Consider the following 12922-nt stretch of genomic DNA (forward strand, 5'->3'; position numbering starts at 1 on the left):
GTGTGTGAACGCTCTCGCCCGCACGCTCGCCCTTCTCGCCCTCTGGCTCGTCGCCTTACCGGCGCAAGCCGCGGTGACCGCGACGTTCTGGAGCCACGAGCTGGGCAACAGCTTTCCCCATGCCTTCTTCACCCTCAGGGGAACGCCCGACGCCGGCGGCCCGCCGGTCGACATCGCCTATGGCTTCACCGCGCGCAGCCTGTCACCGGCGATCCTGATGGGAACGGTGAAGGGCCGGCTCGAAAGCGCGAAACCGGCCTATATCCGAGGCAGCGACGCGCAGTTCGCAGTTGTGCTCAGCGATGCCCAATATGCCAGCCTGCTCGCGCTGGCGCGCGCCTGGAGCGAGGAAGGCGGCGACAGCAGCTACAACCTCAACCATCGCAACTGCGTCCATTTCGTCCGCGAGGCCGCGCGCCGCATCGGTCTGACCGGACTGGATCAGCCGGCGCTCATGAAAAAGCCCCGCTCCTTCCTCAAGGCCGTCGCCGCTGCCAACACCGGCAAGGTGATCGCGCTCGGCATTCCCGGCAAGGCCTATCTCGCGACGCTGCCGCCGCTGCGGTGAGGGGCATCGAACCGCGCTCCGCTCAGACTCAACCAGCCGTCATCCCAGCGAAGGCTGGGATCTTCCGGTGATAGCGCGGGTCAGGAGTCGCGTGAGGCCCCAGCCTGCGCTGGGGCGACGATCATGGACAGGTGAGTCAGACTCCGATGCCGTTGGTGCCGAGCCGCACCTGCCTGTTCGTACGGCCCCCCGTTCGTGCTGAGCTTGTCGAAGCACTGTTCTTCATCTCCCGACCCCATCGATGCCGGTGCGGAAGACAAGCAGCACTTCGACACGCCAGTACGAACGAGTGGGGGGTCATGCGCACCCTCACCGCCCGAGCATATGATCCACGAACTGCCCGAGCGTCCGGAACCCCGCCAGCCGCAGCGGCCCGCCCTCGGCTGCGATCGCGCCCGGCACCAGCCCGCGCTCGAAGCCCAGCTTCGCGGCCTCCTTCAGCCGTAGCGGCGCGTGCGCGACCGGCCGGATCTCGCCCGACAGCGCCACCTCGCCGAACGCCACCGCCTCCGCCGGCACGGGCCGTTCGGACAGGGCCGACACCAACGCTGCCGCCACCGCCAGGTCCGCCGCCGGATCCTGCACCCGGTAGCCGCCGGCGATATTGAGATAGACCTCGGCCGCGGAGAAGGAGAGGCCACAGCGCGCCTCCAGCACCGCCAGGATCATCGCCAGCCGGCCCGAGTCCCAGCCCACCACGGATCGCCGCGGCGTCGCTCCGCTCGCCAGCCGCACCACCAGCGCCTGGATCTCGACCAGCACCGGCCGCGTCCCCTCCAGCGCCGGGAACACGGTCGCGCCCGTCATCCCTTCCTCGCGCTGGGTCAGGAACAGGGCCGAGGGGTTCGCCACCTCCGCCAGCCCCTCGGTCTGCATCGCGAACACGCCGATCTCGTCGGTGCCGCCGAAGCGATTCTTGATCGAGCGGAGGATGCGATACTGATGGCTCCGCTCGCCTTCGAAGGCGAGGACGGTATCGACCATATGCTCCAGAACCCGCGGCCCCGCGATGCTGCCGTCCTTGGTGACATGGCCGACCATGACCAGCGCGGTGCCGCGCTCCTTGGCAAACCGGATCAGCTCCTGCGCAGAGGCACGGACCTGGCTCACCGTGCCCGGCGCGCCCTCGATCAGGTCCGAGTGCATGGTCTGGATCGAATCGATCACCAGCAGCGTCGGCGCAGCGCCGGACGACAGCGTGGTCAGGATGTCGCGGGTCGAGGTTGCCGCGGCCAGCTGCACCGGCGCCTTCCCCAGCCCCAGCCGGCGTGCCCGCAGTCGCACCTGATCGGCCGCCTCCTCGCCCGACACATAGGCGACGCGGTGGCCATCCAGTGCCATTCGCGCCGCGGCCTGGAGCAGCAGGGTCGACTTGCCGATTCCCGGATCGCCGCCGATCAGCGTCGCCGACCCTTCCACGAACCCGCCGCCGAGCGCCCGGTCGAACTCCGCGATCCCGGTCGCCAGCCGCGCCGGCAAGGCGACCTCCGCGTCCAGGCTGGTCAGCACGATCGATCGCCCGCCGCCTTGCAGATTATGCTTGGCGGCAAAGGGGGTGACGACCGCCCCCGCCTCCTCGACCAGCGTGTTCCACTCCGCGCAGTCGGCGCATTGCCCCTGCCAGCGCGACGCCACCGACCCGCAGGCCTGGCACACATAGCGTTTCTGCGACTTTGCCATGCCTGTCATGTAGCGGAACGATACGGGAACGCAATTGGTCCGTGGCCGATCTCGCCGGCTGGCGGGTGGCGTTCCGGCCGCAGCGGCGCTATCGCCCCCGCCTCATGCAGGCATCCGACCTTCGCGTCGCGCTCTTCAGCGGCAATTACAATTATACGCGCGACGGCGCCAACATGTCGCTGAACCTGCTGGTCGGGCATCTGCTGCGCCATGGCGTCGCGGTCCGGGTCTATTCGCCGACCACGGCGCGCCCGGCCTTCGCGCCGACCGGCGACCTCGTACCGGTCCCGGCGATCCCGCTGCCGGCGGGTCGCAGCGAATACCGGCTCGCCCGCGGCCTGCCTGCCGCCGTCCGCCGCGATCTCGAGGCGTTCGCGCCCAATATCGTCCATGTCTCCGCGCCCGAACTGCTCGGCCACGCGGCGCTGCGCTGGGCGGAGCGGCATGGCGTCACCCGCACGGCCTCGTTCCACACCCGGTTCGAGACCTATGCCAGCTACTATGGCATCGGCTTCGTCGAGCCGTTGCTGATCGCGATGATGCGGCGCTTCTACAACCGCTTCGACCGTGTCTTCGTGCCTTCGCCGAGCATGATCGCGCTGCTCCGGCAATGGGGCGTCAGCGCCGACATGGCGATCTGGTCGCGCGGCATCGACCACGACCGGTTCCGCCCCGACCGCCGCAGCCTGGCGTGGCGGCGCGACCTCGGCATCGGCGACGACGAGGTCGCGATCGGCTTTCTCGGGCGGCTGGTGAAGGAGAAGGGGCTCGACGTCTTCGCCGCCGTCGCCCAGGAACTCGCCCGTCGCGGCGTGCCGCACCGGGTGCTGGCGATCGGCAAGGGCCCGGCGGAGGACTGGTTCGCGCGCGAGGTGCCGGGGGCGATCCTCGCCGGCTATCAGAGTGGCGACGATCTCGGCCGCGCGGTCGCGTCGATGGACGTCTTCTTCAATCCCTCCGTCACCGAGACCTTCGGCAACGTCACCACCGAGGCGATGGCGGCCGGCGTCCCGGTCGTCGCGGCACGGGCGACCGGCGCGGTCGATCTGGTGGTCGACGGCGAGACGGGCTTCCTCGTTCCCCCACGCGACATCGCCGCCTATGCCGACGCGATCGCCGCGATCATCGCCGATCCGAGCCTCCGCGCCGCCATGGGCGAAGCCGGCTACCGCCGCGCCGACGCCTATCGCTGGGACACCGCCAACCAGGCGGTGCTGGACGGCTATCTGGAGTTGAAGAACGGACACTGAGCTTCCCCCGCCAGGGGGCGGTGGCCGGCTTCAGCCGGTCGGAGAGGGAGGATATGAAACCTCCGCCTTCAATCCCCCTCGCGCCAGTCGAAGGTCAGCGGTGCCTCGCGAAACGCGAACCGGTCGAGATGGCTTGCCACCACGTCGCGCATCCGGGCCGCGTCCTCGCCCGCCGGCACGGTCAGCACGACGTCGAGCGACTCGCTGTCCGCCCGCATCGCCAGCCGCGATCCGTTGGGAAAGTCGATCGTCCCCTCCTCGGGCGTGAAGGCGACGGTCATCTTGTGGCTCCAGTGCTTGGCGAGCTGCTGGAGATAGCGACTGGCCGACAGGGTCGGCACGCGGGCAATGCTGGTCGTCATCACAGCCTCTCGATCTTCTGGACGGCCTCGTCGATCACCGCGGCGATCGCGTGGGCGGTTTCGGCATCCATCTCGCCATGCAGCCGGTTCTGCACCGCATGGCGCAGATTGGCGATCGCGCGGCGCACCGGTGCGTGGTCGCCGCGATGCCGCTCCTGGCCCAGCCCGGTCAGCCGCGCGATCAGTGCCGCCACCTCCTCGGCCCGCTCGGCCAGATGCGCTTCGCCCGAGGGCGTCACCGCGAAGCGCTTGCGCGCGCCCTCGCTCGCCTGTTCGGCGATCAGCTCCATCTCGCCGAGCATCGTCAGCGACGGATAGACCACGCCCGGGCTGGGCGCATAGGCGCCGCCGGTCAGCTCCTCGATCGCCTTGATCAGCTCATAGCCGTGGCGCGGCGCATCGGCGATCAGCCGGAGCAATACGAGCCTGAGCTCGCCCCCGTCGAACATCCGCCGCCGCCCGCCGCCGCTGCGCTGCGCCTCGTCCCAGCGCGCCGCGACCTCGCCGGCGAAGCGTTCCCAGCCGCCTCGTCCGCCGCCAAAACCCCGGGCGAAGTCCCGCCCGCGAGGGCCGCACCCGCGGCCGTGCATATGAAAGTGCATGGTCGATCGTCCTTTCTTCGATGCGCACGAGATATATCTTAGATAGCATCTGACAAGCCCCTTTGTTCGGATTGTCGCGACAGGGTGACGAGCCCCCTGCCCCGGCCTACATGGAAGGGCATGGCCGACCTGTTCGCCGGTATCGAACCTCCACCCGCCCCCGCTGGGACGCCCGCCGCCGACGCGCCGCTTGCCGACCGGCTGCGCCCGCGTGACCTGGCTGAGGTGGTCGGGCAGGAGCATCTCACCGGCCCCGACGGCGCGATCGGCCGGATGGTCGCGGCCGGGCGGCTGTCCTCGACGATCCTCTGGGGCCCGCCCGGTACCGGCAAGACGACGATCGCGCGCCTGCTCGCCGATGCGGTCGGCCTGCGCTTCGCCAGCATCTCCGCCGTCTTCTCCGGCGTCGCCGACCTGAAAAAGGCGTTCGCCGAGGCCAGGGACGCCGCCCGCGCCGGCCGCCGTACCCTGTTGTTCGTGGACGAGATCCACCGCTTCAACCGCGCGCAGCAGGACGGCTTCCTCCCCTTTGTCGAGGACGGCACCGTAGTGCTGGTCGGCGCCACGACCGAAAACCCTTCCTTCGAGCTCAACGCCGCGCTCCTTTCCCGCGCGCAGGTGCTGGTCCTGCACCGTCTCGGCCCCGCCGCGCTCGACCAGCTGCTCGCCCGCGCCGAGGCGATCGAGGGGCGCCCCCTCCCCCTCACCGACGCCGCGCGCGAGGCGCTGGTGGCGAGCGCCGATGGCGACGGCCGTTTCCTGCTCAATCAGGCGGAGACGCTGTTCGCGATCGATCTCGCCGAACCGCTCAATCCTGCCGGCCTGTCGCAACTGCTGCAGCGCCGCGTCGCCATGTACGACAAGGATCGCGAGGGCCATTACGGGCTGATCTCCGCGCTCCACAAATCGATCCGCGGCTCCGATCCCCAGGCCGCGCTCTACTATCTCGCCCGGATGCTGGTGGCGGGCGAAGAACCGCTCTACGTGCTGCGCCGCCTGACCCGTGCTGCGGTCGAGGATATCGGCCTCGCCGATCCGCAGGCGCTCATCCAGTGCCTCGCCGCCAAGGACGCCTATGATTTCCTCGGCAGCCCGGAGGGTGAGCTGGCGATCGTGCAGGCCTGTCTCTATCTCGCCACCGCCCCCAAATCGAACGCGCAATATCTCGCGCAGAAAGCCGCGTGGCGCACTGCCAAGGAAAGCGGCTCGATCAGCCCGCCCAAGTCGATCCTCGGCGCGCCGACCCGGCTGATGCGCGATCTCGGCTATGGCGCGGGGTACGAGTATGACCATGACGCCGAGGGGGCATTCTCCGGCGCCGATTACTGGCCCGAGGAACTGGCGCCGCAGCGCTTCTACGAACCCTCCGGCCGCGGGTTCGAGAAACGGATCGCCGAGCGGCTGGCCTGGTGGGACGAGCAGCGCGCCCAACGCCGCGGATGAGGCGGTTCGCGCGTTTCGCCTGTTTCGACTGGTCCGGCGCCGCCGTCCTCCGCCCGCCCGGCATCGCGCTGGCGATCATCGATCGCGCCGGCCCGCCCCGCATGATCGAGCCGCCCGGCGGCTGGTCGCGCATGGGCGCGCTCGACTGGCTGCGCGAGGCGGCGGCGGCGGGCGAGGACATGCTGATCGGCATCGATTTCTCGCCCGCCCTGCCCTTCGCCGACAGCGGCGCCTATTTCCCCGGCTGGTCCGACAGCCCCGCCGATGCGCGCGCCTTATGGGCGCTGGTCGATGACCTCACGGCCGGCGACCTGCATCTGTCGGTTTCCACCCTCTTCGCCCATCCGGAAATCGCCCGCTATTTTCGCCAGCATGGCGGCCGGCAGGGCGACCGCTTCGGCTCCCGCGGCGGTGGCCGCCTCCGCCTGACCGAAGAGCGGGCAAAAGCCCTGCGCCTCTCGCCCTCCAGCACGTTCAACTGCGTCGGCGCGGCGCAGGTCGGCAAGTCGAGCCTCACCGGCATGCGCCTTCTCCACAAGCTCGGCGGCGCGATCCCGATCTGGCCTTTCGATGCCGTTCCGGAGACAGGCCCGCTGCTGGTCGAAATCTACACCAGCCTCGCCGCCCGCGCCGCCGGGCTCGCACCGGGGCGCAGCAAGCTGCGCACCCCCGCCGCCCTGAACGCTGCCCTGATCCGCTTCGAAGCCGCCCCCTTGGCAATGCCGCGGCACGACGATCATCGCGCCGATGCGGCCCTGACCGCCGCCTGGCTGCGCCACGTCGCCGACGACCCGGCGCTCTGGCACCCCGCCGATCTCGACCGCGTCGCCATGACGGAGGGCTGGACCTTCGGCGTCACCTGACGCATGGGAAGCGCCAGGCCGGTTTAGCTCAGCTGGTAGAGCAGCGGTTTTGTAAACCGAAGGTCGCGGGTTCGATTCCTGCAACCGGCACCAAGGCCATTGCTCCATAACGGCATCTAGAGCCGACCTGACCCTCCGCCTGAGTAGAGTCGAAGAGCCTGAGGCTCACAGTACTTCGACTGCGCTCGGTCTGAACGGGTCAGCATGACATGATCCGACCCTACGATCCGCTGCCGCCCGCCCGGTCCTGGTCGAGATCGTCGCCCTCGGTGCCGCCGCCGGCGCTGGCGCCACTGCCATGGACCGCCCCCGTCCGCTGGTCGACATGCGCGCGTTGCCCTGCATCCTCGGGCAATTCGGGATGCTCGCCTGTCGCAACCGGGTCCACCGCCATGCCGGCATCGCGCTGGCCGACGCCGACGCGCTGCGGCTGGCGGTGCTCCTGCGTGTCGTATTCGATGCCGTAATAGCCACCCTTCTCGCCGCGGCGGTTGCCGTGGATCTCGATGGCGGGCTCGGTCTCGGGCGACGCATGGTCGCGACTGTCGCGGTTGTCGGTCATGCCGTCCAAACGCGCGAGCGGGCCGGCGGATGCGCGGAAACGCCCGGCATCCTCCGCGGATGCCGGGCGTCCCCCCTTGTAACCGTTCGTCGTGCCGCGATCAGGCGAGCGTGGCGCGGACCGAGGTCTGGCGGCTGCGATAGCGCATGCCCGCGCCGACCAGGCCGAAGCCGACCAGCATCATCGCCCAGGTCGTCGGCTCGGGCACCGCGCCGGTGAAGCGGACATTGTCGATCTCGAGCGAGTTGACCGACGAGGTCAGGCGCAGGCCGGTCAGCACTTCACCCTGTCCGGCGGTGAAGGTGAAGGCGCGGTTCGTGGCCGGCAGCGTCTGCGAGCCGTTGGCGGCGGCGGGATCGGCGAGCTGCGAGCCGGTGTAGCTCATCAGCACCTTGCCACCGGCGCCGAGCAGCTGGACGGTGTTGCCCGCGTCGATCGAGCCCATGTAGATCGAGATCGACTGATAGCCGGTGATCCCGCCCGCGATCGAGGCGATCGTCGCGACCTCGTTGGACTTGACCGCCAGATAGTGGTTGTCGGCCGGCGCGGGATAGGGATTGGCGCCCATGCCGCTGACGTTGCCGGTCATGATCGTGCCGCCGGTGCGGACGAAGCCGGCCGCGTTGGCGGCGGTCTCGAAGGTGTACTGCGCGCCGGCCGCCGAGGCGTTGAACACGTCGGTGGAGCCGTTGGTGGCCGTGTAGGTGACGGCGCCGGCCGGCACGGCGGCGACGGTGGCGGCGAGGGCGGCGGCGGCGAGAGCGATCGTCTTCATGGCAGGTCCTTCCTGGTGTTCGCCGCGGGGAGGGAAATCGGTGCGGCCGTTCGATGCACCTCAAATGCCGCCGGAAATTCCTGTCTGCCAGATGAACGACGGTCCTGATTCGGGACCTCCCGGCTTGGGACGAATCAAGGTTAATTCAACCATTCGGCCATTTCGCTTCCGTTATGGAAACCGACAGGGGGTCGCGGATGTTTTCGCCAGGATGACCGACACTGCGCCGCTTCCCGTCCTCAAGGTCGCCAGCTACAATATGCGCAAGGGGATCGGCACCGACCGGCGCCGCAACCCGGAGAGGATTATCGAGGTGCTGCGCGAGATCGACGCGGACATTGTCGCCCTGCAGGAAGCGGATCGGCGATTCGGCGCGCGCGAGGGCGTGATCCCGCTTCATCTGCTCGACGAGCATACCGACTGGAAGCCCGTCGCGGTCGGCAAGCGCGCGGCGTCGATGGGCTGGCACGGCAACGCGTTGCTGGTCCGCAAGTCCGCCCAGGTCGTCGGGTGCCATGCCCTCCACCTCCCGGCGCTGGAGCCGCGCGGCGCGGTCTCGGCCGACATCGCGATAGGCGGCGCGCTGATCCGGGTGGTCGGAATGCATCTGGACCTGTCCGGCCTATGGCGTCGCAAGCAGGCGGCGGCGATCCTCGCCCATGTCGGCGGCACCCGGCCCCGCTGCCCCACGGTGATGATGGGCGACCTCAACGAGTGGACGGCCGCAGCCGGGTGCCTGCGTGATTTCGGGCGCGATTTCCGATTCGCGGCGACCGGCCCTTCCTTCCACGCGCGCCGTCCGGTCGGTCGCCTCGACCGGATCATGGTGTCGTCAGACCTCGCGATCGAGGACTGCGGGGTCCATCTCAGCGCAACCGCGCGGCGCGCGTCGGACCATCTGCCGATCTGGGCGAGGATCGCCGCCGCCTGATGCGCGAGAAGGAACTGCGCCTCGCCCTGGTCTGCTATGGCGGCATCAGCCTCGCCGTCTACATGCACGGCATCACCAAGGAGATCTGGCGCCTCGTCCGCGCCAGCCGGGCGATGCATGCCGGCGAGGCGCCGCTCGGTGGCACCGACGCGGTCTATCACGCGCTTCTCGCCGAGATCGGCGAGCGGGCGGACCTGCGCCTGCGGGTGCTGGCGGACATCATCGCCGGCGCCTCTGCCGGCGGGATCAATGGCATCTTCCTCGCCCAGGCGATCACCACTGGGCAAAGCCTCGATCCGCTGACCGACCTGTGGCTCGAATCGGCCGATGTCGATGCGCTCACCGATCCTGATGCCGCCCCATCGTCGCGCTTCTCGAAAATGTGGGCGCTGCCCCTCGCCTGGATGGCGGCGGGGCGCAGCGCCGAGGCAGTCGATGCGCTGGACGATCCGTCCACGCGGGAGGAGGTACGCGCCAAGCTGTCGCGCTTCGTCCGCTCGCGCTGGTTCGAGCCACCCTTTGGCGGCGCGATCCTCACCCGGCTCGTCCTTGATGCGCTGGCGGTGATGGCGAAGGGGGAGATCGGTCCGCGCCTCCTGCCCCCCGGCCAGCCGCTCGACCTGTTCATCACCGTCACCGATTTCGGCGGCCATCCGGAGCGGCTGCCGCTCAACTCTCCTGCCGAAGTCATCGAGACGGAACATCGTCTCGTCCTCGCCTTTTCCGACGAGGGGCGCCCGACCGAGGCGCTCGCCGCCGCCCCCGAGCTCGCCTTCGCGGCCCGTGCCACCTCGAGCTTCCCCGGCGCCTTCCCGCCCTTCCGCGTCGCCGAGCTCGACGCGGTGCTCGCGGAACGCGGCGAGGACTGGCCGGGACGCGACGCCTTCCTCGCCCGTGCGCTGCCCCGTCATCATGCCGCCAAGGGCGCCGAGAAAGCGGTGCTGATCGACGGCTCAGTGCTGGCTAACGCGCCGTTCCGCCCGGCCATGGAGGCGCTGCGCAACCGCCCCGCCCGCCGCCAGGTCGACCGCCGCTTCGTCTATATCGATCCGTCGCCGGGTCTGAAGTTCCGGCTGGGCGGCAGCAGCGCGACGCCGGGCTTCTTCCAGACGATCCTCGGCGCGATCAGCGAGTTGCCGCGCCACCAGCCGATCCGCGACAATCTCGATGCGCTCGCCACCCGCAGCCGGGCGATCGAGCGCACCCGCGCCATCCTCGACGCGATCCGGCCGGCGGTGGAGGCCGAGGTCGAGGCCGCGTTCGGCCGCGTCCTCTTCCTCGACCGACCGACGCCCTCTCGCCTGTCGGCCTGGCGCAGCCGCGCGCAGCAGGCGGCAGCGCGGCAGGCGGGCTATGCCTTCGCCGCCTACGGCCATCTGAAATTGGCCGGCGTGATCGATTCGATCGCCAAGCTGGGCGAGGGCGCGGGCGCCAACCGGCGGGCCCGTTCCGCCATCGCCGCGATCGCGCCGGCCGACCCGGGCGATGCGGCGGGGATCGACTTTCTGCGCCGCTTCGACATCGGCTACCGCATCCGCCGCCTCCGCCTTCTCGCCCGGCGGCTGGGCGAGATGGAGGATGACGGCAACCGCACGCTGGGGCCGGTGCGGGATGCCATCTACGAGTCGCTCTCCGCCTATCTCGATGCGCAGCGCACCGATACACATCAGGCGCTGCAACCCCTCGCCCGCCGCCTTCGGGCCGCGCCTGCCGAGTTCCTCGACGCCTTGTCGGACACGCTGGCGCTGACCGACCTCGACGATGCGACCGACCGGAACCTGGCCGGCGCGCTCGCCGCGCTCGATCGCGACAGCCGGCGCACGCTCCTCCTCACCTATCTCGGCTTCCCCTTCTTCGATGCCGCGACGCTGCCCCTGCTGCGCGAGGAAGGCGTCGACGAATTCGATGCGATCCGGGTCGATCGCATCTGCCCCGACGACGCCGTGGCGATCCGCGCCGGCGGCGCGGAGGCGACGCTGAAGGGTGCGCAATTCGAGAATTTCGGCGCCTTCTTCAGCCGCGCCTATCGCGAGAACGACTATCTCTGGGGCCGGCTGCACGGCGCGGAGCGGCTGATCGACATCGTCGTCTCGACGCTGCCCGGCGCGGTACGCCTCCGCCCCGGCCGCGTCGCCGCCATCCGCCGTCGCGCCTTCCGCACGATCCTCGACGAGGAGGAACCGCGGCTGACCACCATCGCGCCGCTGTTCGCGTCGCTCAGGCGGGAGATCGGGTAGCGGCTATCGCGCAATCGCCCCGCCGCCCCGCGCTCCCTTCTTCCGTCATCCCCGCGAAGGCGGGGATCCACAACCTCTGACGTTTGCGAATGATGCGGCACGCTCCCGCGCGTCTGGATCCCCGCCGTCGCGGGGATGACGAAGTAGGAGAGGACGAACACCAATCCCCTCCCCGCTGGTCAATCGCGCCCCCCTCTTGTAGCACCGGCGGCAGGAGGCGATCGATGCAGTTCCTCAAGATCCTTTTCTGGTGCCTTCTCGCCTTCCTGGCGGCGGCGTTCACGATCGGCAACTGGGTCGCCGTTCCCATCCGGCTGCCCGGCGGCCTCGTCGCCGACGTCAACCTGCCCGTGCTGCTCGCGGTGACCTTCCTCGCCGGGCTGCTGCCGACGCTCGGCTGGCAGGCGGCGCGGCGCTGGCGGCTCAAGCAGCGGCTAATGACCTGCGAGCGCGTCCTCGCCGAGACCCGCGCCGCGCAGCAGACCGGCGCGGCCGCTCCGATCACGCCCCTCGCGCCGCCCATCGCCGATCCCTCGGCGCCGCCGGCGATCGGCGCATGAGCAACCGGATCTATGTCGCGATCGACACGCCCGATCTCGCCCGCGCCAAGGCGATCGCCACCCGCGTGCGCACCCATGTCGGCGGGCTGAAGCTCGGCCTCGAATTCTTCTGCGCGCATGGCGCCCCGGGCTATCGCGAGATGGCGGCGCTCGGCCTGCCGATCTTCCTCGACCTGAAGCTCCACGACATCCCCAACACCGTCGCCAAGGCGGTGCAGGCGCTCTCCCCCCTCGCCCCCGCCATCCTTACGGTGCACGGCGCAGGCGGCCGGGCGATGCTGGAGGATGCCAAGGCCGCCGCGCCGACCGGAACCAAAGTGGTCGCGGTGACGATGCTGACCAGCCTCGATGCCAGCGACCTCGGCGCGACCGGCATTGCCGGCAGTGCCCACGACCAGGTGCTGCGTCTCACCGATCTCGCCTGCGAGGCGGGGATCGACGGCATCGTCTGTTCGGGCGAGGAAGTCGGCGCGGCCCATGCCCGCTGGCCCAAGGGATGCTTTGTCGTCCCCGGCGTCCGCCCCGCGGGCGGCTCGGTCGGCGACCAGAAGCGCGTCGTCACGCCGCGCGCCGCGATCGATGCCGGCGCCTCGATCCTCGTCATCGGCCGCCCGATCACCCAGGCCGAGGACCCAGACGCCGCCGCGCGGGCGATCGCGGGTACGCTGTAGGATCGAGTTTATCCCGGGACGCTGTGCGTCGGACGCAGAAGCGTAGCGCGCGGAGGCGCGGAGAACGCAGAGGCGTTTCGCGATCGGCAACGTGCCTCTATTTCCTCGATGGCTGGGGGAAGAGAGGCTCAGAAGCGACGAGTGAAACACCTCCGCGCCCTCCGCGCCTCCGCGCCTCCGCGCGAAAACCTCTCCCTACGCTGCCACGTTCGATGGCTTCTGAAGCTCGATCCACTTGGCCAAGATCGTCGCCCCAGCGCAGGCTGGGGCCTTCTGCGACCCCATCCTCGCGCCATCACCGTGAGATCCCAGCCTCCGCTGGGATGACGCCTGTTGCAGAACGGATGAAGCAGGGTCTGCCTCGGGCGACCCGCAACATGCCTTGCAAAGCCGGGGCGGCAGGGCGATGTCGCCCGCC

General features: G+C 70.0%; 13 protein-coding genes and 1 tRNA gene. 9 read left to right on the forward strand and 5 right to left on the reverse strand.

All coding sequences use genetic code 11. The features are described from left to right. Window positions 1–4: 4 nt before the first annotated feature. Window positions 5–568, forward strand: coding sequence for a hypothetical protein (locus tag IEX18_RS13245; protein ID WP_229664557.1), 564 nt, complete (start codon window positions 5–7; stop codon window positions 566–568). Window positions 569–877: 309 nt separating this feature from the next. Here the strand turns inward: IEX18_RS13245 and radA are convergent, their stop codons facing one another. Further along, entirely contained in the window at window positions 878–2248 is a 1371-nt protein-coding gene (gene radA, locus IEX18_RS13250; protein ID WP_188659215.1) for a DNA repair protein RadA, read from the reverse strand. A gap of 104 nt (window positions 2249–2352) precedes the next feature. On the opposite strand from radA, the gene IEX18_RS13255 reads away from it, so the two are divergent. After that, the gene (locus IEX18_RS13255; RefSeq protein WP_188659447.1) at window positions 2353–3498 is read left to right on the forward strand and encodes a glycosyltransferase family 4 protein; all 1146 of its coding nucleotides are present in this window, start codon (window positions 2353–2355) and stop codon (window positions 3496–3498) included. Window positions 3499–3566: 68 nt separating this feature from the next. Here the strand turns inward: IEX18_RS13255 and IEX18_RS13260 are convergent, their stop codons facing one another. Then, window positions 3567–3860 carry a DUF2218 domain-containing protein gene (locus tag IEX18_RS13260; protein WP_188659216.1) on the reverse strand — a complete coding sequence of 98 codons (294 nt, stop codon included), beginning with the start codon at window positions 3858–3860 and terminating at the stop codon, window positions 3567–3569. Continuing rightward, complete coding sequence (locus IEX18_RS13265; protein ID WP_188659217.1) at window positions 3860–4462, reverse strand: PadR family transcriptional regulator; 603 nt, start codon at window positions 4460–4462, stop codon at window positions 3860–3862. Before IEX18_RS13265 ends, IEX18_RS13260 begins: the two co-directional genes overlap by 1 nt. Before the next feature lie 120 nt (window positions 4463–4582). Between IEX18_RS13265 and IEX18_RS13270 the strand changes: the two genes are divergently transcribed. From IEX18_RS13270 to IEX18_RS13280, 3 genes are all read left to right on the forward strand, one after another. Beyond that, window positions 4583–5905, forward strand: coding sequence for a replication-associated recombination protein A (locus IEX18_RS13270; RefSeq protein ID WP_188659218.1), 1323 nt, complete (start codon window positions 4583–4585; stop codon window positions 5903–5905). After that, window positions 5902–6768 carry a hypothetical protein gene (locus IEX18_RS13275; RefSeq protein ID WP_188659219.1) on the forward strand — a complete coding sequence of 289 codons (867 nt, stop codon included), beginning with the start codon at window positions 5902–5904 and terminating at the stop codon, window positions 6766–6768. Before IEX18_RS13270 ends, IEX18_RS13275 begins: the two co-directional genes overlap by 4 nt. 17 nt (window positions 6769–6785) lie before the next feature. After that, window positions 6786–6861, forward strand: a tRNA-Thr gene (locus IEX18_RS13280). 127 nt (window positions 6862–6988) lie between these two features. On the opposite strand, the gene IEX18_RS13285 is transcribed toward IEX18_RS13280, so the two are convergent. Both IEX18_RS13285 and IEX18_RS13290 read right to left on the reverse strand, forming a co-directional pair. Beyond that, window positions 6989–7330, reverse strand: coding sequence for a hypothetical protein (locus IEX18_RS13285; RefSeq protein ID WP_188659220.1), 342 nt, complete (start codon window positions 7328–7330; stop codon window positions 6989–6991). Between the two features lie 100 nt (window positions 7331–7430). After that, window positions 7431–8105 carry a PEPxxWA-CTERM sorting domain-containing protein gene (locus tag IEX18_RS13290; RefSeq protein WP_229664558.1) on the reverse strand — a complete coding sequence of 225 codons (675 nt, stop codon included), beginning with the start codon at window positions 8103–8105 and terminating at the stop codon, window positions 7431–7433. Between the two features lie 211 nt (window positions 8106–8316). Between IEX18_RS13290 and IEX18_RS13295 the strand changes: the two genes are divergently transcribed. The 4 genes from IEX18_RS13295 (at window position 8317) to pyrF (ending at window position 12504) form a co-directional block, all read left to right on the forward strand. Beyond that, window positions 8317–9036 carry an endonuclease/exonuclease/phosphatase family protein gene (locus IEX18_RS13295; protein WP_188659221.1) on the forward strand — a complete coding sequence of 240 codons (720 nt, stop codon included), beginning with the start codon at window positions 8317–8319 and terminating at the stop codon, window positions 9034–9036. Next, the gene (locus IEX18_RS13300; RefSeq protein WP_188659222.1) at window positions 9036–11273 is read left to right on the forward strand and encodes a patatin-like protein; all 2238 of its coding nucleotides are present in this window, start codon (window positions 9036–9038) and stop codon (window positions 11271–11273) included. The genes IEX18_RS13295 and IEX18_RS13300 overlap by 1 nt, the downstream gene beginning before the upstream one ends. 224 nt (window positions 11274–11497) lie before the next feature. Next, the gene (locus tag IEX18_RS13305) at window positions 11498–11833 is read left to right on the forward strand and encodes a hypothetical protein (protein ID WP_188659223.1); all 336 of its coding nucleotides are present in this window, start codon (window positions 11498–11500) and stop codon (window positions 11831–11833) included. Beyond that, window positions 11830–12504 carry an orotidine-5'-phosphate decarboxylase gene (pyrF, locus tag IEX18_RS13310; protein ID WP_188659224.1) on the forward strand — a complete coding sequence of 225 codons (675 nt, stop codon included), beginning with the start codon at window positions 11830–11832 and terminating at the stop codon, window positions 12502–12504. Before IEX18_RS13305 ends, pyrF begins: the two co-directional genes overlap by 4 nt. Window positions 12505–12922: the final 418 nt, after the last annotated feature.

Origin of the sequence: Sphingomonas metalli (assembly GCF_014641735.1) — a bacterium.
In the GTDB taxonomy this organism is placed as follows: domain Bacteria; phylum Pseudomonadota; class Alphaproteobacteria; order Sphingomonadales; family Sphingomonadaceae; genus Sphingomonas; species Sphingomonas metalli.

Bases quoted from the DNA above. Each gene is read 5' to 3' on its own strand.
- radA (WP_188659215.1), bottom strand. From the start codon at position 2,248: ATGGCAAAGTCGCAGAAACGCTATGTGTGCCAGGCCTGCGGGTCGGTG.
- IEX18_RS13255 (WP_188659447.1), top strand. From the start codon at position 2,353: ATGCAGGCATCCGACCTTCGCGTCGCGCTCTTCAGCGGCAATTACAAT.
- IEX18_RS13260 (WP_188659216.1), bottom strand. From the start codon at position 3,860: ATGACGACCAGCATTGCCCGCGTGCCGACCCTGTCGGCCAGTCGCTAT.
- IEX18_RS13265 (WP_188659217.1), bottom strand. From the start codon at position 4,462: ATGCACTTTCATATGCACGGCCGCGGGTGCGGCCCTCGCGGGCGGGAC.
- IEX18_RS13270 (WP_188659218.1), top strand. From the start codon at position 4,583: ATGGCCGACCTGTTCGCCGGTATCGAACCTCCACCCGCCCCCGCTGGG.
- IEX18_RS13275 (WP_188659219.1), top strand. From the start codon at position 5,902: ATGAGGCGGTTCGCGCGTTTCGCCTGTTTCGACTGGTCCGGCGCCGCC.
- IEX18_RS13285 (WP_188659220.1), bottom strand. From the start codon at position 7,330: ATGACCGACAACCGCGACAGTCGCGACCATGCGTCGCCCGAGACCGAG.
- IEX18_RS13290 (WP_229664558.1), bottom strand. From the start codon at position 8,105: ATGAAGACGATCGCTCTCGCCGCCGCCGCCCTCGCCGCCACCGTCGCC.
- IEX18_RS13295 (WP_188659221.1), top strand. From the start codon at position 8,317: ATGACCGACACTGCGCCGCTTCCCGTCCTCAAGGTCGCCAGCTACAAT.
- IEX18_RS13300 (WP_188659222.1), top strand. From the start codon at position 9,036: ATGCGCGAGAAGGAACTGCGCCTCGCCCTGGTCTGCTATGGCGGCATC.
- IEX18_RS13305 (WP_188659223.1), top strand. From the start codon at position 11,498: ATGCAGTTCCTCAAGATCCTTTTCTGGTGCCTTCTCGCCTTCCTGGCG.
- pyrF (WP_188659224.1), top strand. From the start codon at position 11,830: ATGAGCAACCGGATCTATGTCGCGATCGACACGCCCGATCTCGCCCGC.